Source organism: Undibacterium sp. Ji22W, from assembly GCF_049340305.1.
Classification (GTDB): domain Bacteria; phylum Pseudomonadota; class Gammaproteobacteria; order Burkholderiales; family Burkholderiaceae_D; genus Undibacterium.
Window position 1 is genome coordinate 1 of the sequence record NZ_JBMPOU010000005.1, and the last position, 22,219, is coordinate 22,219.

Annotated in this window: 22 protein-coding genes and 1 riboswitch; of the genes, 14 read left to right on the top strand and 8 right to left on the bottom strand. The window is 46.3% G+C overall.

What is annotated here, in order from left to right; translation table 11 throughout:
• Window positions 1-289: 289 nt before the first annotated feature.
• The 3 genes from ACO0KW_RS19290 to apaG all read right to left on the bottom strand — a co-directional run bounded on the left by ACO0KW_RS19290 (window position 290) and on the right by apaG (window position 2,874).
• The gene (locus ACO0KW_RS19290) at window positions 290-1,066 is read right to left on the bottom strand and encodes an enoyl-CoA hydratase (protein WP_423055000.1); all 777 of its coding nucleotides are present in this window, start codon (window positions 1,064-1,066) and stop codon (window positions 290-292) included.
• Between the two features lie 27 nt (window positions 1,067-1,093).
• A complete protein-coding gene (locus tag ACO0KW_RS19295; protein ID WP_423055001.1) occupies window positions 1,094-2,332 on the bottom strand; it encodes a murein transglycosylase A in 1,239 nt (412 codons plus the stop codon).
• Window positions 2,333-2,499: 167 nt separating this feature from the next.
• Entirely contained in the window at window positions 2,500-2,874 is a 375-nt protein-coding gene (apaG, locus tag ACO0KW_RS19300; RefSeq protein WP_314857829.1) for a Co2+/Mg2+ efflux protein ApaG, read from the bottom strand.
• A gap of 211 nt (window positions 2,875-3,085) precedes the next feature.
• On the opposite strand from apaG, the gene rpe reads away from it, so the two are divergent.
• The 6 genes from rpe to trpC all read left to right on the top strand — a co-directional run bounded on the left by rpe (window position 3,086) and on the right by trpC (window position 9,009).
• Window positions 3,086-3,754, top strand: coding sequence for a ribulose-phosphate 3-epimerase (gene rpe / locus ACO0KW_RS19305; protein ID WP_423055002.1), 669 nt, complete (start codon window positions 3,086-3,088; stop codon window positions 3,752-3,754).
• Window positions 3,755-3,903: 149 nt separating this feature from the next.
• On the top strand, window positions 3,904-4,611 hold the full coding sequence (locus ACO0KW_RS19310; RefSeq protein ID WP_423055003.1) for a phosphoglycolate phosphatase: 708 nt from the start codon (window positions 3,904-3,906) through the stop codon (window positions 4,609-4,611).
• Window positions 4,612-4,928: 317 nt separating this feature from the next.
• The gene (gene trpE / locus ACO0KW_RS19315) at window positions 4,929-6,425 is read left to right on the top strand and encodes an anthranilate synthase component I (protein ID WP_423055004.1); all 1,497 of its coding nucleotides are present in this window, start codon (window positions 4,929-4,931) and stop codon (window positions 6,423-6,425) included.
• 181 nt (window positions 6,426-6,606) lie between these two features.
• Entirely contained in the window at window positions 6,607-7,173 is a 567-nt protein-coding gene (locus ACO0KW_RS19320; protein WP_423055005.1) for an anthranilate synthase component II, read from the top strand.
• A gap of 1 nt (window position 7,174) precedes the next feature.
• Window positions 7,175-8,206: an anthranilate phosphoribosyltransferase gene (gene trpD / locus ACO0KW_RS19325; RefSeq protein ID WP_423055006.1), complete on the top strand. Its 1,032-nt coding sequence runs from the start codon at window positions 7,175-7,177 to the stop codon at window positions 8,204-8,206.
• A gap of 2 nt (window positions 8,207-8,208) precedes the next feature.
• Window positions 8,209-9,009, top strand: coding sequence for an indole-3-glycerol phosphate synthase TrpC (trpC, locus tag ACO0KW_RS19330; RefSeq protein WP_423055007.1), 801 nt, complete (start codon window positions 8,209-8,211; stop codon window positions 9,007-9,009).
• Between the two features lie 98 nt (window positions 9,010-9,107).
• On the opposite strand, the gene metF is transcribed toward trpC, so the two are convergent.
• The 5 genes from metF to ACO0KW_RS19355 form a co-directional block, all read right to left on the bottom strand.
• The gene (gene metF, locus ACO0KW_RS19335; RefSeq protein ID WP_423055008.1) at window positions 9,108-9,935 is read right to left on the bottom strand and encodes a methylenetetrahydrofolate reductase [NAD(P)H]; all 828 of its coding nucleotides are present in this window, start codon (window positions 9,933-9,935) and stop codon (window positions 9,108-9,110) included.
• Window positions 9,922-10,275: a phage holin family protein gene (locus ACO0KW_RS19340; RefSeq protein WP_422998513.1), complete on the bottom strand. Its 354-nt coding sequence runs from the start codon at window positions 10,273-10,275 to the stop codon at window positions 9,922-9,924. The genes metF and ACO0KW_RS19340 overlap by 14 nt, the downstream gene beginning before the upstream one ends.
• Before the next feature lie 153 nt (window positions 10,276-10,428).
• Entirely contained in the window at window positions 10,429-11,841 is a 1,413-nt protein-coding gene (ahcY, locus tag ACO0KW_RS19345; protein ID WP_423055009.1) for an adenosylhomocysteinase, read from the bottom strand.
• Window positions 11,842-11,880: 39 nt separating this feature from the next.
• A riboswitch (S-adenosyl-L-homocysteine riboswitch) is annotated at window positions 11,881-12,025 on the bottom strand.
• 99 nt (window positions 12,026-12,124) lie between these two features.
• Window positions 12,125-12,670 (bottom strand): adenine phosphoribosyltransferase, encoded by a 546-nt coding sequence (locus tag ACO0KW_RS19350; RefSeq protein WP_423055010.1) that lies wholly within the window; start codon window positions 12,668-12,670, stop codon window positions 12,125-12,127.
• A gap of 8 nt (window positions 12,671-12,678) precedes the next feature.
• The gene (locus ACO0KW_RS19355) at window positions 12,679-14,661 is read right to left on the bottom strand and encodes a cation:proton antiporter (RefSeq protein WP_423055011.1); all 1,983 of its coding nucleotides are present in this window, start codon (window positions 14,659-14,661) and stop codon (window positions 12,679-12,681) included.
• Between the two features lie 582 nt (window positions 14,662-15,243).
• Between ACO0KW_RS19355 and ACO0KW_RS19360 the strand changes: the two genes are divergently transcribed.
• The 8 genes from ACO0KW_RS19360 to ACO0KW_RS19395 all read left to right on the top strand — a co-directional run bounded on the left by ACO0KW_RS19360 (window position 15,244) and on the right by ACO0KW_RS19395 (window position 22,208).
• A complete protein-coding gene (locus ACO0KW_RS19360; RefSeq protein WP_423055012.1) occupies window positions 15,244-16,278 on the top strand; it encodes a KpsF/GutQ family sugar-phosphate isomerase in 1,035 nt (344 codons plus the stop codon).
• Window positions 16,278-16,844 carry a KdsC family phosphatase gene (locus ACO0KW_RS19365; protein ID WP_423055013.1) on the top strand — a complete coding sequence of 189 codons (567 nt, stop codon included), beginning with the start codon at window positions 16,278-16,280 and terminating at the stop codon, window positions 16,842-16,844. The genes ACO0KW_RS19360 and ACO0KW_RS19365 overlap by 1 nt, the downstream gene beginning before the upstream one ends.
• On the top strand, window positions 16,834-17,487 hold the full coding sequence (lptC, locus tag ACO0KW_RS19370; protein WP_423055014.1) for an LPS export ABC transporter periplasmic protein LptC: 654 nt from the start codon (window positions 16,834-16,836) through the stop codon (window positions 17,485-17,487). Before ACO0KW_RS19365 ends, lptC begins: the two co-directional genes overlap by 11 nt.
• Window positions 17,488-17,492: 5 nt before the next feature.
• Complete coding sequence (gene lptA, locus ACO0KW_RS19375) at window positions 17,493-18,107, top strand: lipopolysaccharide transport periplasmic protein LptA (RefSeq protein WP_423055015.1); 615 nt, start codon at window positions 17,493-17,495, stop codon at window positions 18,105-18,107.
• 10 nt (window positions 18,108-18,117) lie between these two features.
• Window positions 18,118-18,861: an LPS export ABC transporter ATP-binding protein gene (gene lptB / locus ACO0KW_RS19380; RefSeq protein WP_423055016.1), complete on the top strand. Its 744-nt coding sequence runs from the start codon at window positions 18,118-18,120 to the stop codon at window positions 18,859-18,861.
• A gap of 16 nt (window positions 18,862-18,877) precedes the next feature.
• A complete protein-coding gene (locus tag ACO0KW_RS19385; protein WP_423055017.1) occupies window positions 18,878-20,368 on the top strand; it encodes an RNA polymerase factor sigma-54 in 1,491 nt (496 codons plus the stop codon).
• A gap of 253 nt (window positions 20,369-20,621) precedes the next feature.
• Entirely contained in the window at window positions 20,622-20,975 is a 354-nt protein-coding gene (gene hpf, locus ACO0KW_RS19390; RefSeq protein ID WP_423055018.1) for a ribosome hibernation-promoting factor, HPF/YfiA family, read from the top strand.
• A gap of 141 nt (window positions 20,976-21,116) precedes the next feature.
• Window positions 21,117-22,208, top strand: a complete 1,092-nt coding sequence (locus ACO0KW_RS19395) for an enoyl-CoA hydratase/isomerase family protein (protein WP_423055019.1) — start codon at window positions 21,117-21,119, stop codon at window positions 22,206-22,208.
• The last annotated feature ends 11 nt before the right edge of the window (window positions 22,209-22,219 follow it).

Below are 22,219 nucleotides of genomic sequence, written 5' to 3' on the forward strand. Positions count from 1 at the left end.
TAACTACCGTCTAAATTTTAGTTTCTTCAACTTCAATTCAAACATCAGGAACTTAACGACCAGCTACTTGCATTTCTCTTATTTCACACCCGCATTTCTGCGGGAGGCGAACTATAGCAAGCATCGCGCTTCCTTGGCAAGACTTATTTGGATAAATTGAATAAATCTTATAAATCCTCCACTTGGGCTGCTAGCTATATAGAACAAAACACTCACTACAAAAGAAAAGCGCTCCGCAAGCGGAGCGCTTTGTAGAGCAGGCCTTAATAGCTATTACACAGCGACATACTTACTTATTCTGGAAATTAGCTGGGCGCTTTTCCAAGAATGCCTTCATACCCTCGCGCTGATCATGCGTACCGAAACTTGCATGGAATAAACGACGCTCATAATGAACACCCTCTGTTAAGCCAGATTCAAATGAACGGTTGACCGCATCTTTAATCATCATCACTACTGGTAAAGACATAGACGCGATCGTCGTCGCAGCAGCCAAAGTCTCCTCCATTAACTTATCTAGTGGCACAACACGCGACACCAAGCCCGCACGTTCTGCTTCATTCGCATCCATCAAGCGTGCTGTCAAACACAAATCCATCGCCTTAGACTTGGAAATGGCACGCGGCAAACGTTGAGTGCCGCCACAGCCTGGCAGGGTTGCCAATTTAATCTCTGGCTGTCCAAATTTTGCATTGTCAGCAGCAATGATGAAATCGCACATCATCGTCAACTCACAACCACCGCCGAGAGCGTAACCCGCCACTGCTGCAATCACTGGTTTCCGCACACGCAAAATATGCTCCCAGTTCTTGGTAACATAATTGCCGTTATATGCATCCATATAGTTATAGTCGACCATCGCTGCAATATCAGCGCCTGCCGCAAAGGCTTTTTCACTACCAGTAATTACCATGCAGCCAATGTTCTCGTCTTGATCGAAGGCGAATAAAGCATGCCCCAATTCATCCATCAATTGATCATTTAAAGCGTTCAACGCTTTTGGGCGATTTAACGTAATCACGCCAACTTTATCTTTAGTCTCTACAAGTATGTTCTGGTATTCCATATTACTTACTCCAATAAATAAATGAGTTTAATTATTCTTGACTTCAAAAGTCTTAGGTAGCAATAGCCACATCGCTCCACGCTGCTTCATGCGTCCAGCCAGTTCACCCGGCTCACGGCCAAAACCCCAGAAGAAATCAGCACGCACTGCGCCGCGAATTGCACCGCCGGTATCTTGCGCCATCATCAATCTCTGCAGTGGGTTACTGCTAAGTGGCATTGTAGTCGACAAAAATACGGGTGCACCTAGTGGTAATTGCGTTGGATCAACCGCAATTGATCTTTGTGGCACCAATGGCACACCCAATGCACCTTTCGGACCAATGCTAGGATCCAGCAATTTTTCTTCTTTAAAAAACACAACACTAGGATTGGCGTTTAATAGCTCTTCCTGCCGAGAGGGATTCTTTGCAATCCAGCCCTTAATGGCCTGAGCTGAAGCTTGATCTAAGGTTAACTCTCCCTTATCGACCAGATAGCGGCCGATGGACTTATATGGATGTCCGTTTTGATCTGCATAGGCCACGCGTACAGTTTCGCCTGTTTCATTCAATTGCACACGGCCAGAACCTTGTATCTGCAAGAAAAAAGCATCCACAGGATCATCAACCCAGACCAATTCTTTTCCCGCCAAGAACGGCAAGATTTCAGCACGTGAAGAGTAAGGGATAACTTTATTGCCGCCTAGTCGCCCACGCAAACGCATATTTTTTAAATCAGGATAAACACTACCAAGATCAATCGTCAGCAAATCATTGGGTACCGCATACAAGGCAGTCTGAAACACGCCGCCTTTGGTACGGGAGCCCTTCAATAGAGGCTCGTAATAGCCAGTGACCATGCCTTCGGTTGCTCCATCAAGATGCTGCACTTGATAAGGAGCGAAGTTCGTTTCAAAGAATCCGCGAATGGAAGTGACATCTTTCGCATCTACATTTTTGAGCTTACCGCAGACTTCTTTCCATTCCGCTTTATTCTTCAGCGCAAAGCAGGAGTTAGTAAAAGCCGGCCAAGCCTCACGCAAATCATCGTTTCCCCAACCAGGCATATCGGCGTACGAACTTAATTTGTATGCCTGCGTGTAATTCGTGATTGGTGCTAACTTAGGAGGCACTGTTGGAGGTACCGTCGGCGGTATAGTCGATATAACAGGCGGCGTTACTGGCTTTGGTTCCGCTGGAAGCTGCTTCGGTGGCGTCGTACAAGCCGCCAAAGTCAAAATCAGCGATGCTGCTAAAATGCGTTTTTGTTCGAACAAAGAATTCATAAAGGATTAATTATGTGGTTATTAGCCGTCGAAGCTTTAGGCGCTTTCGGTTTATTTGCTTTTATCGTTTGGTGGACAATGTTTTCAGGAAAAAAACCATCAAGCAAAAACACGAAAAACGATCGCGAAACCGATCAAAAATAACGCAAACCCAAGGAGCTTCAGGTTTAATGCAAAGTGCGTGGCAAAGATAAAACGAATTCCGGAATCAGCGCATCGAATTTATGACCGTCTTCTGCGACACAGAAATAAGTCCCCTGCATAGTACCGTGCGGTGTTTCCAAAGAGCTACCGCTGGTGTACTCAAATGCTTCACCCGGTTTAAGTAGAGGTTGATGTCCTACCACGCCTAAGCCTTGCACTTCATGCGTTTTATTATTCGCGTCGGTAATGATCCAGTGACGCGAAATCAACTGCGCCGGAATATCACCGGTATTTTTAATCGTTATCGTGTAAGCGAATACAAAATGCGCCTTATCCGGATTCGATTGTTCTTCCAGATACTGCGTCACGACCGACACTTTAAATTCATACTTAGACATAAAACCTCGCACCAATCAATGGCAAATACAAAGAAAACCGAGCCAAGCACTCGCTGAATGTGTGTTTATCTGCATTCAGAAAGCGCTTAAAACGTGCATCTTACAAGAGCACAGCATTCTTCGCAGGAGTAAAATAGCGGATTCAAGACATTTCGTCTGCCAAATCTATTATTTTGCGTACTTATTTTGCACATTTATTCGAGATTTCAATATGACAAGCTACCGCATCGCCCCTAGTATTCTCTCTGCTGACTTCGCTCGCCTTGGTGAGGAAGTTCGTAACGTCGTTGCCGCAGGTGCGGACATGATTCACTTTGATGTCATGGATAACCATTACGTGCCTAATCTGACCATAGGCCCTTTGGTCTGCGAGGCGATTCGTCCGCATGTGCAAGTGCCGATTGATGTGCATCTGATGGTTAAACCAGTTGATCGCATCATTCCTGACTTTGCCAAAGCTGGTGCCAATATCATCAGCTTTCATCCAGAAGGCTCAGAACACATCGATCGCAGCCTGCAACTAATTCGCGATCACGGTTGCAAAGCAGGATTGGTGTTTAATCCAGCAACGCCTTTGCATGTATTGGAACATGTGATGGACAAGCTTGATCTGATCCTTTTAATGTCAGTCAACCCTGGCTTTGGCGGACAATCTTTCATTCCCCACACTTTGAAAAAAATCGCTGCCGTACGCAAGTTAATCGATGAATCCGGCCGCGACATTATGTTGCAAGTCGATGGCGGCGTGAAAGTGGACAATATTCGTGAAATCGCTGCAGCAGGTGCGGATACTTTTGTGGCTGGATCTGCGATTTTTGGTAAGCCTGATTATAAGACTGTGATTGATGCTATGCGGGGTGAGTTGGCTTTGGTGGGTTAAACTCAAACTGGACGACCGACGACTCTTCACAAACCAACAGACACTGGATTCCCGCTAGAAGCACGCGGGAATGACAATCTCAACCACTTACCATCTCAGCATCATGTCAAAATTGAGATAGTTACTCAGACGATAATCTCTTCCCAAGCATGCCTAAATTTCAAGACATCCAAGCAGCCATCATCGACCTCGATGGCACCATGCTAAATACCGCGCCTGATTTTTTAGTCGCCATCAATCGCATGCGTGCAGAATTTTCATTGCCAGGATTAGACATCGTCACCATCACCAATTTCGTCGGCAAAGGCTCAGAAAATCTCATCCATCGCGTGCTATCAACCGATTTCGAACCAGCGCAAGTTGAACAACATTTTGAACAAGCAATGGCGAGCTACCAAAAGCACTATCTTGCGATCAACGGTGACTACAGCACTTTATATCCCGATGTCATTGAAGGCCTGCAAGCACTCAAAGCACAAGGATTGCGTCTAGCTTGCGTGACGAATAAACCCATCGCTTTCACTACGCCGTTGCTCGCAAAAAAAGGCTTGAACGATTTTTTTGAGATCGTGTACGGCGGCGATTCTTTGGCGCGCAAAAAGCCTGATCCTCTACCGCTGTTACAAGTTTGCCTCGATTTTCACTTAGCACCGGCAAAGGTGGTCGCGATTGGCGATTCATCGAATGACGCCAAAGCAGCGCGTGCTGCGGGCTGTCCGGTACTAACAGTGCCCTATGGCTACAATCACGGCGAGGCTGTACAAACTATTGAAAGTGATGGTATAGTCGAAACCTTACTGAGTGCTGCACAATTTTTACTCAGTAGAAAAACCCTAATAATTTCATCAAGCTTCTAACAAAATTAGAATGTTCCTCGATAAGAAACGTCCATCAACAATTCCAGGCACTTTTGAGGCCTGGCTATGGCGACGCTGGCAATCCACTTGACCAGCGTGGGCGCTTTCGTCTGTGTGTCTGAGTTTTATCCAAACCCTGATTCGCGCCAACGACGTTTTTTCATCTCTCGTCATCTTTGACAAGATTCTGTAAGTTTTCGCTGTACCGTTTCGACTTTTTGATTTCACATTCTGGAGCTAGCCTCGTCTGCATTGCTGACGTCTGGCGCTGATCGAATTTGAAATTTTCGGTCAAACACATTTAACGCACATACATCATGACTGAACTCGAATTTAAATCCTTGGCCGCACAAGGCTACAATCGTATCCCGATGATCGCTGAAGCCTTTGCCGATCTGGAGACACCACTCACGCTCTACCTGAAACTGGCGCAAACCACCAATGGCGGCAAAAATAGCTTTCTGCTGGAGTCTGTCAAAGGCGGTGAACGCTTTGGTCGCTACTCCTTTATCGGTTTGCCAGCATCCACGGTAGTTCGCTCCACTGGCTTTCACACTGAAGTCATCAAGAACGCTCAAGTAGTCGAAACCCATGAAGGCAATCCTTTAGATTTTATAGCTGAATATCAATCCCGTTTCCGCGTGGCCTTGCGCCCTGGTTTGCCACGTTTCTGCGGTGGGCTCGCTGGTTACTTTGGCTACGATGCCGTGCGTTATGTGGAAAAGCGTTTAGAGAAAACCGCGCCAAAAGATGATCTCGGTTTGCCAGACATTCAACTCCTGCTCACCGAAGAACTTGCTGTGATCGATAATGTCTCTGGCAAATTATATTTAATCGTCTATGCCGACCCAACACAACCAGAAGCATGGAACAAAGCGCGTCAACGCTTGAGAGATTTACGTGCGATGTTGCGCCGTAGCGTCGATGTTCCTATTACTTCAGCATCAGTGCGCACCGAAGCGATACGCGATTTCGCTAAAGAAGATTATTTGAAAGCCGTGCTGAAAGCCAAGGAATACATTATGGCGGGCGATTTGATGCAAGTACAAATTGGTCAGCGCATCAAGAAACCGTATGTCGATTCACCACTGTCTTTATATCGTGCGCTGCGCTCAATTAATCCTTCACCCTACATGTATTTCTACAATTTCGGCGATATGCACATCATCGGTGCTTCACCAGAAATTTTGGTCCGCAACGAGCAGCTCAGCGATGGCAATAAAAAAGTTACGATACGTCCATTAGCAGGAACGCGCCCACGCGGCGCAACACCAGAGCGTGACGAAGAACTCGCGGTTGAATTATTGGCGGATCCAAAAGAGATCGCCGAACACGTTATGTTGATCGATCTCGCACGTAACGATATCGGCCGCATCGCGCAAACCGGCAGCGTCAAACTGACCGAAAAAATGGTGATTGAAAAGTATTCCCACGTACAGCATATTGTCTCGAATGTGGAAGGCTTATTGCAGCCAAATATGTCCAACCTGGATGTACTCAAAGCGACCTTCCCTGCCGGCACTTTATCTGGCGCACCGAAAGTTCGCGCGATGGAATTGATCGATGAACTCGAGCCAGTGAAACGCGGGATCTACGGCGGTGCTTGCGGTTACTTATCGTTTGGTGGCGAAATGGATTTAGCGATTGCGATCCGCACCGGTGTGCTTAAAGACGGCATGTTATATGTGCAAGCGGCAGCCGGTGTGGTTGCCGATTCTGTGCCTGAAATGGAATGGCAAGAAACTGAAAACAAAGCGCGTGCAATGCTCAGAGCAGCAGAACAAGTACAAGATGGTTTGGACGGAGAAATTTAACTTATGACGCATAAATTCAATAAGCGGGCGCAGCTCTTTGTTGCACATGCTCGCAATATCGACATATTGCTGCGCTGTGCGCCTCGATCTGCATCCCGCTGATTGAATTTCTCTCGCCACAAGTACCGTATTCGATTTTTATAAATGAATTCAAGTTTCTCTTTATTGAGAGGTTTAAAAAATGCTACTAATGATAGACAACTACGATTCCTTCACTTACAACCTCGTGCAATATTTTGCTGAGTTGGGTGAGGAAGTTCGCACGTATCGTAATGATGAAATTACGCTGGAAGAAATCGAGGCGATGAAGCCTGATCGCATTTGCATTTCTCCTGGCCCTTGCACACCTTTGGAAGCCGGAATTTCTGTGCCTGTACTCAAGTGCTTTGCTGGTGAAATTCCTATTCTCGGCGTTTGCCTCGGCCATCAAAGTATCGCCGAAGCATTTGGTGGCAAAGTCATTCGTGCTAAAGAAGTTATGCATGGTAAGACTTCGCCGATTGCGCATACTGGCGTTGGCGTGTTCAGCGATTTGCCTAGTCCTTACACGGTCACTCGTTATCACTCGCTGGCCATTGAGCGCTCAAGTTTGCCTGATTGTTTAGAGGTCACTGCTTGGACGGAAGATGGAGAAATCATGGGTGTGCGTCACAAAACTTTTGATTTGCAGGGTGTGCAATTTCACCCTGAATCAATTTTATCGGAACACGGGCACGCATTATTAAAGAATTTTTTATTGGGAAAATAAGATGACGATCTCACAGCAAGAAGCTTTAACCCGCCTCATTGAACATCGCGAGATTTTCCACGATGAGATGTTGTCGCTGTTCCGCAAAATCATGGGTGGAGAAATGTCGCCGATCATGATTGCAGCGCTCACCATGGGCCTCCGCGTCAAGAAAGAAAGCATCGGTGAAATTACCGCAGCGGCACAAGTCATGCGCGAGTTTTCGACCAAAGTGCCGATGGCGAATACCAAGAATTTGATTGATATCGTCGGCACGGGTGGTGATGGCGCACATACCTTTAATATTTCGACCGCATCGATGTTCGTCACCGCTGCTGCTGGTGCTCGTGTCGCGAAGCATGGTGGCCGCAGCGTGTCTTCTTCGTCTGGTAGCGCCGACGTACTCGAATCTTTGGGCGTGAATATCAACTTACAACCAGAACAAATTGCACAATCTATCGCGCAAACCAATATCGGTTTCATGTTCGCACCAAATCACCACGCCGCGATGAAACATGCAGCACCAGTACGACGTGAATTAGGTGTTCGTACGATTTTCAATATTCTGGGTCCACTGACCAATCCTGCTGGGGCACCAAATATTTTGATGGGCGTGTTTCATCCTGATCTGGTCGGCATTCAAGTACGCGTCTTGCAACGCCTAGGTGCTCAACATGCGATCGTTGTTTGGGGCCGTGACAATATGGATGAAGTGTCACTCGGTGCGCCAACCATGGTCGGTGAATTAGTCAATGGTGAAATCCGCGAATACGATATTCATCCTGAGGATTTTGGTTTGCAAATGGTCTCGAATCGCAGCTTGAGAGTATCTGGCGCAGAGGAATCCAAAGCACGTATTCTCGATGTTTTAAATAATGTGCCTGGACCAGCGACCGATATCGTTAGCTTAAATGCAGGCGCTGCACTATATGGCGCGGGCATTGTAGATTCGATTGCTGATGGCGTAAAGAAAGCGCAAGCAGCTATCGCCTCCGGTGCCGCGTTGAATAAGCTGCATCAATTAGTCGAAGTGACGCATCAATTAGGTAAATAAGCATGTCAGACATACTCAACAAAATTCTCGAAGTCAAAGTAGAAGAAGTCGCACGCGATAAGAAAGTACAAAGCTATACCAGCTTACGTGCCGACGTAGAAAGCAACAAAGAAGCACAACAAACATTACGTGGATTTGAAGCTAGCCTGCGCAATAAAATTACACTAGGCAAAGCAGCGGTTATTGCAGAAATCAAAAAAGCCTCACCCTCCAAAGGTGTGATCCGCGAAAATTTTCTGCCCGCAGAGATCGCCGCAAGTTACGCTCAACATGGCGCTGCTTGTTTGTCCGTATTAACCGACGAAGTATTTTTTCAAGGCGCACCTATCTATTTACAGCAAGCACGTGCCGCATGTACTTTGCCTGTTTTGCGCAAAGATTTCATGATCGATCCCTATCAGGTGTATCAAGCCAGAAGCTGGGGAGCGGATTGTATTTTGCTGATCGTCGCAGCGCTCGATCATGGCTTAATGGCGGAACTCGAAGCCTGCGCGCATGAACTCGGCATGGGCGTATTAGTTGAAGTGCATAACGGTGAAGAATTAAATGCAGCCTTAAAGTTAAAAACGAATCTACTCGGCATCAACAACCGTAACTTACGAACCTTTGATGTCACACTAGATACGACGCTTGGCTTACTGCCACGGATTCCAGAACACAAGCTCGTCATCACGGAATCTGGCATCATGGACAAAGCTGATGTGCAACGTATGTGTGATGCGCATGTGCATGGCTTCTTGGTGGGCGAAGCTTTTATGCGGGCGGAGGAACCAGGGTTGGAACTAGAGAAACTATTTTTCTAAGCATCAAAGAATTTCACATTCGTAAAAAAGCCACGACAAATAGCGTGGCTTTTTTATGTCTGCTCAGCGTCACACAGATTTTTCTAGTACGACACAAATCACACCAATCTTTTCCAAATTGCAGTCGTCGCAGCAGCCTGATTCAAAGAATAGAAATGCAAACCCGGTGCACCGCCAGCCAGCAAGCGTTCACACATCTGCGTGACTACATCTAAACCAAAAGCCTTAATCGATGCGCTGTCGTCACCATAGCTTGCCAATTTCAAACGTACCCAACGTGGAATCTCTGCGCCGCACATTTCAGAGAAACGCATAAGTTGACTGCTATTCGTAATCGGCATAATGCCCGCGACGATAGGTACATTGACACCGGCTTTTTGCGCATTTTCGACGAATTGGAAGTAGGCATCAGCATTGTAAAAATACTGAGTAATTGCGGCATTCGCACCCGCTTGAATCTTGCGAACGAAGTTCTGTAAGTCGTCCTGCGGCGATTTTGCTTGCGGATGCATTTCTGGATAGGCAGCCACTTCGATATGGAACCAATCACCCGTCTCGGCACGAATAAATTCGACTAATTCATTCGCATAACGGAACTCACCGCCCATACCATAGCCGCTGGGCAGATCGCCACGCAAAGCGACCAAGCGATGGATATCATGGTCTTTATAGGTTTGCAAAATCTGACGAATTGAATCGCGGGTACCGCCAACGCAAGACAGATGTGGCGCTGCGTCAAAGCCTTCTTTGCGGATTTCAACTACCGTGTCCAAAGTACCCTGCTGCGTCGTGCCACCAGCACCAAAGGTTACCGAAAAATACTTGGGATTTAACTCCGCCAGTTTAGTGCGCGTCAACCGTAATTTTTCGGTTCCTTCTTCCGTCTTAGGCGGAAAGAATTCAATACTAAAATTATGTGGTTTCATTTTTTGTTAGAAGTAAGGTGGAGAGTGTCCATGAGATAACGCTGTACAACAAGGCACCGAAAACCGCAGACCAAAAACCCTCGACATGAAAGCCGTCAAACATACTGGCTACTGCCCAGAACATCAGACCATTAATCACAAAAATAAACAAACCCAGACTTAAGACGGTCACAGGTAAAGTGAGTATTAATAAAATAGGACGGATCACGGTATTCACAAAACCCAAGACCACAGCCACTAACAAAGCGGTTGTAAAACTATCTATTGTGATCGAGCTGAGTAAATACGGCAGCGCCAATAATGCCAGTGCATTGATTAACCAAGTAGCGAGTAAGCGCATGGTGTCTCCAAAGTTTTTACAAATTTGAAAAGCTAAGATCGACAGAAATTCAATTACTGGGATGCAGACCGCGAAGTGAAACGCAGCAATATTGCGATATTGCGAGTATTCACGACAAAGGTATGCGCCCAGTAATTGGATTTATGGCGCGTCTTAGTAGCGGTAGTGCTCTGGTTTATACGGGCCTTCTTTTTTCACGCCGATATAGTTCGCTTGCTCTTCCGTCAAAACGCTTAATTGCGCGTTGAGTTTTTTCAATTGCAAACGCGCGACTTTTTCGTCTAGATGTTTCGGCAAAGTATAAACACCAACTGGATATTTATCCGTGTTGCAGAACAATTCGATTTGCGCAATCGTTTGATTAGCAAAAGACGAACTCATGACGTAAGAAGGATGACCTGTACCGCAACCCAGATTGACCAGACGACCTTCAGCCAACAAAATGATACGACGACCACTTGGGAAAATCACGTGATCCACTTGTGGTTTGATGTTGTCCCACTTGTATTGTTTGAGCGCAGCGACGTCGATCTCATTATCGAAGTGACCGATATTACAAACAATCGCTTGATCCTTCATCTTCAACATGTGCTCATGTGAAATCACATGATAGTTACCCGTTGTCGTCACGAAAATATCACCGTGCTCACACGCGTAATCCATAGTCACTACGCGATAGCCTTCCATCGCTGCTTGCAGAGCACAAATTGGATCGATTTCTGTGACCCAAACTTGCGCAGACAGAGCGCGCATCGCTTGTGCAGAGCCTTTACCTACATCACCGTAACCAGCGATAACAGCGACTTTACCCGCAATCATGACGTCAGTTGCACGCTTGATACCATCGACTAAGGATTCGCGGCAGCCGTACAAGTTATCGAACTTAGATTTGGTAACAGAATCGTTGACATTAATTGCGGGGAAAGCGAGCTTGCCTTCTTTATGCATTTGGTACAAACGATGCACGCCAGTTGTAGTTTCTTCGGTCACACCTTTGATTGCCGCTAAGCGCTTAGAGTACCAAGTTGCGTCAATTGCTAAATGCTTTTTAATGGAATTGAACAGACAAATTTCTTCTTCTGAACCTGGGTTGTTCAACACGGAGATATCGGATTCAGCACGTGTGCCAAGGTGCAGCAACAAGGTTGCATCGCCGCCATCATCCAAAATCATGTTGGAGTATCCACCATCGGTCCAATCGAAAATGCGGTGTGTGAATTCCCAGTACTCATCCAAGTTTTCGCCTTTGAAAGCGAATACTGGTGTGCCGCCAGCAGCAATTGCAGCAGCGGCATGATCTTGTGTTGAATAGATATTGCAGGATGCCCAACGAACTTGCGCGCCAAGTGCGTTCAAGGTTTCGATCAGCACCGCAGTCTGAATGGTCATGTGCAATGAGCCAGTGATGCGCGCGCCTTTCAAAGGTTGGCTAGCTGCGAATTCTTCGCGAATCGCCATCAGGCCAGGCATTTCTGTTTCTGCGATTTGAATTTCTTTGCGACCCCAGTCGGCCAAGCTTAAATCAGCTACGTGGAAATCTTGAGTTGTTGCGGTTTGAGATGTCATGATGGTGGCGTTCTCACGCCCTCCTTTCTAGTGAAAAAAGTAACGTGAGCGCAGTTGCTGTGAGAACAATGACGCTAATTATTTACAAACTTAACGTAACATCAACTCGTCTAATCCAAGCCTGGCAGTGGTTTTCATACAGATATATGAAATCAGAAAAACTGTCGCAGCGCTCCTTGGAGAGACAGAAGTATAGCGCAATTCAAGCAAACTTGTGAAAGACAAGAAAAATATTTGATTAAATTTTAATCAATAATAGGTCATTTAAAAGAATGGCGCCCGTCTAATGACCCGAAAAATCACACACTTTAAACAGCGGCAAGCCAGTCGCTTCAACTAGCTTGGAGCCACCCAATTCAGGCAAATCCACAATCACAGCGGCTTCAACAATCGTCGCACCAAGACGTTCTAATAATTTTTTTCCAGCCATCATGGTGCCCCCAGTGGCGATCAAGTCGTCGATCAACAAAACTCTGTCGCCAGGTTTGCAAGCGTCAGTATGCAACTCGACGGTCGCACTACCATATTCCAACTCATATTCTTCCGATACCGTCGTGAATGGCAATTTGCCTTTCTTACGAATGGGGATAAATCCCACATTTAATTCATACGCAATCACTGAACCGAGAATAAAACCACGTGCATCCAGTCCAGCGACCGAGTCCAGTTGTGCATTTGCATAACGAGCCAAAAATACATCAATTAAAGTGCGAAATACGCTAGGGTCTTGCAACAAAGGTGTGATATCGCGAAATTGTATGCCGGCTTGTGGCCAGTCTGGCACTGTACGAATATGATCTTTAATGAATTGGCTTGCATTTAGCATCATGTGCTCACTTATTTTAATAATCGTTGTTCGGCTTTGGCTACACCTTCTGCGGTCCCTCGCAAGACTACCACATCGTTCGCCTGTAAAATCAAATCGGGGCGCGGCTCCATACGAATTCGCCCACGTCGTATCGTCGTAACATCCACCTCAAATTCATGTAATTCCAATTCTGCGATGTTCTTACCGATGGTTTTTCCGCGTTCGTTCAGGACGACCGTATGCAAGCGAATTTGCATATTTTCTGCATCATCCGTCACGTCACTCGCGCCGCGAAAGAACCCGCGTAAAGATTCATAGCGCGCATAACGTGCCGCTTGCACCGTGTGAACCACTCGCCGCAATGGCACACCCAATAAGACCAATGCATGCGAAGCTAACATCAGACTACCTTCCATTAAATCGGGCACCACCTCTGTCGCCCCAGCGGCGCGCAATTTTTCTAAATCGGTATCATCATGACTTCGTACCACCACTGGTAGACTGGGATTGAGTTCATGTACCAAATATAAAATTTTCAGCGCCGACGGCGTATCCGTATAAGTAATCACCAAAGCGGCCGCGCGATTAATACCGGCAGCGGTCAGACTTTCGCGCCGTCCGGCATCGCCATAGGAGACATTTGCGCCGGCATTTTGCGCTTCGCTGATGCGATCCGGGTCCAAATCGAGCGCGTGGTATTCAATTTTTTCATCGGTCAGCAGGCGGGCCAAACTTTGTCCACTGCGACCAAAACCGGCGATGATGACGTGCTTCTTCACCTTCATGGTTCTGGCTGCAATCTGCGTTAAAGCCAAGGATTGCATCATCCATTCGCTGGCTGACAGCTTCAATACTATCCAATCTGACTTTGCCAAAATGAAGGGCGAGATCAGCATCGATAACACCATCGACGCCAACATCAGCTGCAATAACAATGGGTCAATCAAATTCAAACCACCGGCTTGATTCAATAATACAAAGCCGAACTCACCTGCTTGCGCCAAACCCAATCCAGTACGTAACGCGACACTGGTCGGACAAGAAAACAGGCGCGCAAGTGCGAAAATCAAACCAAATTTCAACATCACCGGGCCGATCAGCAGTAATAAAATCAACCATCCGTATTCAAACACCAATTGCAAGTTGAGCAGCATGCCCACGGTAATAAAAAACAAGCCTAGCAACACATCACGGAAGGACTTGATGTCCTCTTCCACCTGGTGTTTATATTCAGTTTCTGAAATCAACATACCTGCAACGAAAGCACCAAGTGCCAGGGATAAGCCCGCTTTCTCAGTCAACCAAGCTGCACCCAATGTAAATAGCAACAGATTGAGCATAAATAACTCTTGCGAACGACGCCTAACGACAATCGCGAACCATTCCCGCACGACTTTTTTACCAACAAAAAATAGAAGAAATAGAACGATGGTTGCTTTCGCCGCTGCCATAGCTAGGCTCATACTTAAATTTTCAGAGTCAGCAGCAAGTGCGGGGACCAAGATCAACAAGGGAACTACGGCCAAATCTTGAAACAACAAGACGCTAATAATTTGTCTTCCGTGCAGACTTTCCAACTCCAATTTCTCTGTCAGCATCTTTGAGACTATCGCGGTGGACGACATCGATAAGGCACCGCCAATTGCAAATGCGGCTTCCCAACTCATCGTAAAATACTGCGGCAACACAAACGCCGCGCCAAAACACAAGAGCATCGCTAAACCTATGGTGCCTATCACTTGTGCCATACCTAAACCGAATACGGCGCGACGCATAGAGATTAACTTTGGTAGCGAAAATTCCAATCCAATTGAAAACATCAAAAACACCACACCGAATTCCGCTAACAAATGAGTAGTAGAACTCTCCTGAGCCCACCCCAAGGCATGTGGACCGATCAAGATACCCACAGCCAGATAGCCGAGCATGGGCGGCAGGTTCAAAAGACGTAAGGCAACCACGCCTAAAACGGCGCTGCTCAGCAAAAGTAAGGTGGTGTCGAGTGCATTCATGCTGACTATTATTACCGATTATGGAAGCCTACAGAGTTGCTGAATATCGACATACAGGGAAAGTGCGCGCAAAAACGCGCTATTCGTGCGATTCCATATCGTATTTCAGTGGGGTCAATGGATATCAGAGGATGCACATCAACATCAACTTAAGAAAATATCACTGTGGTCGGCATACGTAGTAGCCGACCACAGTGATATCCAATAACGGGCACTGAATGCGCGGAGTAAGCGATTTGGCTATCAAAGTCGCCAAAACAACGAACTAGATAACACGATAGCGCCATGACATAGCAACTTTTCAGGCTCAACATTGAAATCTTCATTGCGGTGAGTTGTTTAAATCAAATAACGATCAATCGAAAAAATTCCAGTCACAATTCAAAAGGAAAATAGAGGACACTCAGCCATCAATACCTTCTTGATAAAAATTTATTTAAAAAACGTTTCCAATAGTTGGTGGATGTTCACCGCCTATTTTGCGTTTATCTAATAAATCCGACGTTAGGTAAGCAATTTTACGATAGCTATTTTGCATCTGGCAGAGTTCTTGCTTTGTGATATTTGGTTTATACTCCGCACATGAACTCATTAAAACCATTTTCTGAACCACTGGCAGCGCTGTCCGCAGATGCGACAGCGAATCACGCATTGCAATTGGCATTCGATACTTTGCAAATTGAAGCGGATGCCATTCTCAGTCTCAAACAACGAATCGCCGGAGAAGATGCTCTTGCATTTATTGAAGCGATTAAGTTAGTCTTAAAATGCAAAGGACGATTAGTCGTTTCAGGCATCGGCAAGTCAGGTCATATTGCACGAAAAATTGCGGCAACCTTTGCCTCGACTGGGACTCCAGCATTTTTTCTGCATCCCGCAGAAGCGGCGCATGGCGATCTCGGCATGGTAACTTCGCAAGACGTTTTTATCGCGATTTCCTACTCGGGTGAAGCTGGCGAATTGGTGTCTATTTTGCCGATCTTAAAGCGCTTGGGTGTCAAACTAATCGCAATGACAGGCAACCCACAATCAACTTTAGCTAAACTGGCAGACTTACATTTGAGCGTGCATGTCGATAAAGAAGCTTGCCCTTTAAATTTAGCACCTACGGCGAGCACCACCGTCACCTTAGCTTTAGGTGACGCTTTGGCCGTAGCCGTGCTCGATGCACGTGGTTTTAAGGAGGAAGATTTTGCACGCTCACATCCGGGTGGCGCATTAGGGCGCCGCCTATTAACCCATGTCAAAGATGTGATGCGGACGGGGAATGCGATCCCGCAGGTCAAACCCGATACTAAGCTAAGTAGCGCCTTATTAGAAATAACGCAAAAAGGCATGGCAATGACAGCGATCGTCGACGACGACAATCAAATCGTCGGTGTGTTTACCGACGGTGACTTGCGTCGCTTAATGGATAAGCCACTAAATTTTTCCGAATTAATTATCGCCGACATTATGCGCAAGAATCCGCATCGTATCGGCCCAGAGCAATTAGCCGTGGAGGCCGTGGAAATCATGGAACAGCATCGTATTAATCAATTGCTGGTCGCAGATGCCCAAGGCAAACTGGTCGGTGCTTTGCACATTCATGATTTAACCCGCGCGAAGGTGATTTAATGAGTGCGCTTTCCTCCGATATCGCTATCGAAGCAACACAGCGCGCGGCTCAAGTTCGTCTGATGATTTTTGATGTTGACGGTATTTTGACTGATGGTAGTCTCCACTTTGGCCCGGACGGCGAAATGATGAAGACTTTCAATGTGCTCGATGGTCAAGGCATCAAACTATTGCAAAGTGCCGGCATTGCGACAGCAATTATCAGCGCAAGACAATCGCCAATCGTCAGCAAACGTGCTCATGATCTTGGGATTAGCCATGTGATGCAGGGAATACATGATAAGAAATCCGCCTTCCTTACATTGACTCGCGAATTGGGAATGCCGCATGAGGCCTGCGGTTTTATCGGCGATGACGTGATTGACCTGCCGATACTACTCCGCGTAGGTTTTTCGGCTAGTGTGCCGAATGGCCATGCGGAAGTACGTAGCCGTGTTTGCTACGTCACACAGGCTAGCGGCGGTCGTGGAGCTGCGCGCGAAGTGTGTGATTTTATTCTGCAAGCACAGGATAAATACGCCGCGGCTTTAGCCACTTTTTTGAATGTGAGTAACGATGACTGCTGATCGTATCCGTGTCTGGCTAGGCGTCGCCTTATTAGGTTTGGTTATGCTGGGCAGTTTTTGGGTGTATGAAGTCATGCGCCGCCAAAGCGAGGATGCATTGTCTAGCACCAAAGACCGTAGCGAGCCAGATTATTACGTTGAGCATTTTAATTTTGTTCGATTATCGCATTCACAAAAAACGAACTACCGCGTGACGGGCGATAAATTAATTCACTTCCCAAAGGAAGATGAGTTTGAAATCATACAACCTAGAATCGTCGGCATTGATCAAGAAAAAATGCCCATGACAATGAGTGCAGAACGTGCGATCGTCAAACAGAAAGTGCAAGAAAAATCGCAAAGCAAACCTGAAGACCAGATTCATCTGGTCGATAAGGTGATTTTTGAACGTATGGGCAAAGATGGTCGCAGCAATATTCGCCTGCAAACCTCTTTTCTGGTGCTTTACCCTGACAGCGAAAAAATGCGTACCGACAAAGAGGTGAAAATGAATACAAATTATTCAGAAATTACCGCGACAGGAATGCGTGCTGATAACGCACAACAAAAAATTGAATTACTAAGCAAGGTGCATATGGTGATGGAAAAATCACCTTTGCAACAAGAGAAGAAACCCGCCTCTCCTACCAAGAAAAAAGCATAAAGATTATGAATTATTTCGATGAGAAACAAACTCTGAGCAAATCCGCAATCACATTCACCACTCGCGCTGTATGGACCGGCATCTGCTTGTTGTCCCTAAATGTGTACGCAGAAAAAGCTGACAGCCAAAAAAAGACCAAGGTTGATGCCGAATATAGTTCTTACGATGGTAAGACCGATACCAAGGTATTGAAAGGCAATGTGGAAGTAACACGCGGTACTTTGCAAATTAAAGCGGAATCTGCGATCGATAAAGAAACCTCAGACGGCGGTGGCAGTGTGATATTAACTGGCGGTTCAGGGCGTCAAGTTTTCTTTCGACAAAAACGCGATGGCGGTGCTGATTTATGGATAGAAGGTTATGCGGATCGCGTCGAATACGATAAGAAAACCGAGGTCGTAAAGTTTCTTGCAAATGCCAAAGTACGCTATCTGAATCAGCAAAAAGTGACGCAAGAGCAAGCGGCAGAGTTTTTCTCTTACGATAGCATCAACGATGTTTTTGAAGCGACGAATTCCTCAACGGGAAAACGTATTCCAGGTGGTGGACGAGTAACGATTACGTCTGAACCAAAAGAAAAAAAATCTGAACATAAGCCTGAAATAAAACAAGAAAAGTAAGTAGACCAATATGACCAGCACATTAGTAATTCAGGGACTGCAAAAACGCTATGGCATGCGCCAGGTGGTACACGACGTTTCGTTGCAAGTCAAAAGCGGCGAAGTCGTCGGTTTGCTTGGCCCGAATGGCGCCGGCAAAACCACATCGTTCTATATGATCGTGGGTCTAGTGCCGTCTGACGCTGGCAAGATTGATGTTGATGGTGTGGATATTTCTAACTTCCCTATTCATGAACGTGCTCGTTTGGGGCTATCTTACTTGCCACAAGAAGCGTCGGTTTTTCGTAAGCTATCAGTCGAAGACAATGTCAGAGCAGTGCTCGAATTGCAAAGTAATGAGTCTGGTCAAGCGTTATCAAAAATTGAGATTGATAAACGCCTCAATACATTGTTAGAAGAGTTGCAAATCGATGGCTTGCGTGAGAACCCTGCGCGCGCTTTATCCGGTGGCGAACGACGTCGGGTTGAAATCGCCCGAGCATTAGCTACCAACCCCCGTTTTGTATTGTTAGACGAACCGTTTGCGGGCGTTGATCCGATTGCTGTCATAGAAATTCAACGCATTGTCCGCTTTTTGAAGGAGCGTGACATCGGCGTTCTGATTACAGATCACAATGTGCGCGAAACTTTAGGTATTTGCGATCGCGCTTACATCATCAATCAAGGCTCCGTCTTAGCAAGCGGGCGTCCAGACGAAATCATCACCAATGAGACGGTAAGACGCGTCTACTTGGGCGAACATTTCCGCATGTAAAGAACGCGAAGACGCCATGAAGCAAAGCCTACAGCTACGTACTTCGCAACATCTCGCGCTGACCCCGCAGTTGCAACAGTCCATACGCTTATTACAATTATCAACCCTAGAATTGCATCAAGAGCTCGAAGTCTTGCTGATAGAAAACCCGATGCTGGAACGGGTGGACGATGCCTTAGACAACGCGGTCCGCCTGCTCGCGGACGGTACACTGAACAATGCAACGAATCAAAGTGAAACCGAATTCAAAGCCGTAGAAAATACATCTTCGGAAGCAACAGAAACCTCAGCCAGCGCTGATGCTGCTGAAGCTTCGGCGGAAGCAGAAGTGCCGAACAGTGCTGACGACTGGAGTTTCGACGAAGCACCTGCATCGGGCTCGAAGAATAACGATGAGGAAGATGGCAGGCCGCAATTAGAAGCGGCGCAGACCACCTTACGCGATCATTTACTTGAGCAGATGCGCATCTCTATTCGTGAGCCACGTGATCGCGCTCTGATTGAACTGGTGATCGATGCCATCGACGAAAATGGGTATTTGTGTGAATCTTTAGAAGATATCCATGCTGGCTTGCCTATCGATTTATGCGTGGAATTGGAAGAACTGCAATTTGCCTTGAACATGTTGCAAAGTTTTGAGCCTGAAGGTGTGGGAGCACGCAATACGGCCGAATGTTTAGCGATTCAAATCAAACGCTTCCCGAAGATTCCATTTGTAACCCGTCGGCTAGCGCTACAAATTGTTCAGGAATACTTAGCGCTGTTCGCACAGCGAGATTTCACGAAATTACGGAAATTTTTACATTGCGACGATGAAGATTTGCGCGAAGCACAAGTTGTGATTCGCCAATGCAATCCTAAGCCTGGCCTGGCATTTGCCGCAGCAAAATCGGATTATGTGGTGCCCGATGTTGTTGTTAAAAAAATTGGAGACGATTGGCAAGTTATGCTCAACCGAGACGTGATGCCGCGTCTGCGCATAAATCACATGTATGCCAACTTAATGAAGCAACAACGTGGCGATGGAAGTCTCAATCCGCAATTACAGGAAGCTCGGTGGCTGATCAAGAATATGCGGCAACGATTCGACACGATATTGCGCGTTGCACAAGCCATAGTGGAAAGACAATACAATTTTTTCACGCACGGTGCGGTGGCAATGAGACCCCTTGTTTTGCGCGAAATAGCTGATACACTAGGATTACACGAGAGCACTATTTCGCGTGTGACAACTCAAAAGTTTATGCTGACGCCACACGGCATGTTTGAGTTGAAATATTTTTTCGGCAGTCACGTCGCAACGGAAACTGGCGGTGAAGCATCTTCCACAGCGATACGGGCGCTGATCAAACAATTAATAGGAGAAGAAGACCAGAAGAAACCTCTCTCGGATAGCAAGATCGCCGACATATTGGGAGAACAAGGAATGGTCATCGCACGGCGCACTGTTGCCAAATACCGCGAAGCTCTGAAAATTCCCCCAGTCAGTCTACGAAAATCTTTTTAAACAGTTCTTGAATTATTGCTTTCTAACGTTATATATGATTTAGCTCAAAACCATTTATTACCAATGAGCGATTGTAGTAACGAGTTCGAAAAATGCTGATTAAGCATAGCAGGGACATCAAGTTTTCTGTGCGAATCACAGCTGCACCTTAGGTACAGTGAGTATCGCTAAGGAAAATTGATTGCTCGGTAGCTTTAACAAATTTTTTAAGTTTAGATAGCAAATAAAAGCAATATCACCATAGGAGCGCAGTATGAATCTCACCATCAGTGGACACCACGTCGAAGTAACTCCTGCAATTCGTGAATATGTACAAAGCAAGCTAGAGCGGGTAAGACGACACTTCGATCAAGTCATTGATATCGCCGTTATTTTGACGGTTGATAAGCTCCGAGAAAAGGAAAAACGCCACAAAGCGGACATTAATTTACATCTCAGTGGAAAAGATATCCATGTTGAAAGCTTAGCGCATGATCTATATGCGGCCATTGATGCCTTGGTCGACAAACTCGATCGCCAAGTAATTAAACATAAGGACAAAATTCAAGAACATCAACACGATGCAATTAAATATATTCCTGACCCAGCTTCAACACAAACAGATTAATTATTGAATTTCTGATTCACAATTCCGATTCACTGCAAGTGATGACCTGAGGACGCTTTTTAGCGTCCTTTTTTATTGTGCCTTCTGCTATCCAGAGCACTGAGTTAAAATCTCTCTATAACTAATTTCTCTGAAAAACATATGAGCTCCCACGTCATAACTGAAATCAAAAATCACATCGGCATCATTACTTTAGACAGACCGAAGGCACTCAATTCCCTATCGCTGGAAATGGTACGCACGATCACCGCCAGCTTGCTAGCCTGGCGCGACGACCAAAATGTGCGCGCCGTATTTATACAAAGTAGTAGTGAAAAAGCCTTCTGCGCTGGTGGCGATATCCGTTTTTTCTACGATGTTGGCACGCAAACCCCCATGCAAGACAGTGCCCTCTTAGAAGACTTTTTTACCGAAGAATATGCACTCAATCACTTAATTCATTTCTACCCAAAACCTTACATCGCTCTGATGCATGGCGTCGTGATGGGTGGTGGCATGGGGATTGCCCAATCAGGTGTATCGAGTCGCCTGCGAATTGTCACCGAACGTACCAAAATGGCGATGCCTGAAGTGAATATAGGTCTATTTCCCGACGTTGGCGGTGGTTATTTTTTAAATCAAACGCCAGGACAGATCGGTGCCTATTTAGGTTTGACCGGAGAAATTATACAAGCAGCAGATGCGATCTACGCGAACTTGGCAGACGTGTATATTCCGAGCACATCGATACCCGATTTGATGCAACTAATTGAGACTTCGAGCGCTGCTGATATACGTCAGACTATACGTGAATTTGCCGCACAATTTGCCCCGCAATTTGCAATTGAAGGCTGCCAATTAGCGACGCACAAAACGTTGATTGATCAACATTTCAGCGCAAATGAACTTACAGCGATTGATACTTCCTTGCGCGCGGACAGCTCACCATTTGCGAACACGACATTAGCAACGATGGCTAAACGCTCTCCACTCATGATGGCAGTTACGCTAGAACAATTACGTCGTTGCCAGCAAATGACGGTCGCCGAATGTTTGCGTCTAGAGCGTACCATGGTTCGCCACTGCTTTAAGCATGGCGAGGTATTGGAAGGGGTACGTGCTTTAGTGGTCGATAAAGATAATTTGCCGCGCTGGTCGCCTACTAACATTGCCGAAGTGAACGCTGCCTTGGTGCAAAGTTTTTTCGATGAAATTTGGCCAGCTTACGCACATCCGTTGGCATATTTGCGCTAAGCATCTAGTGC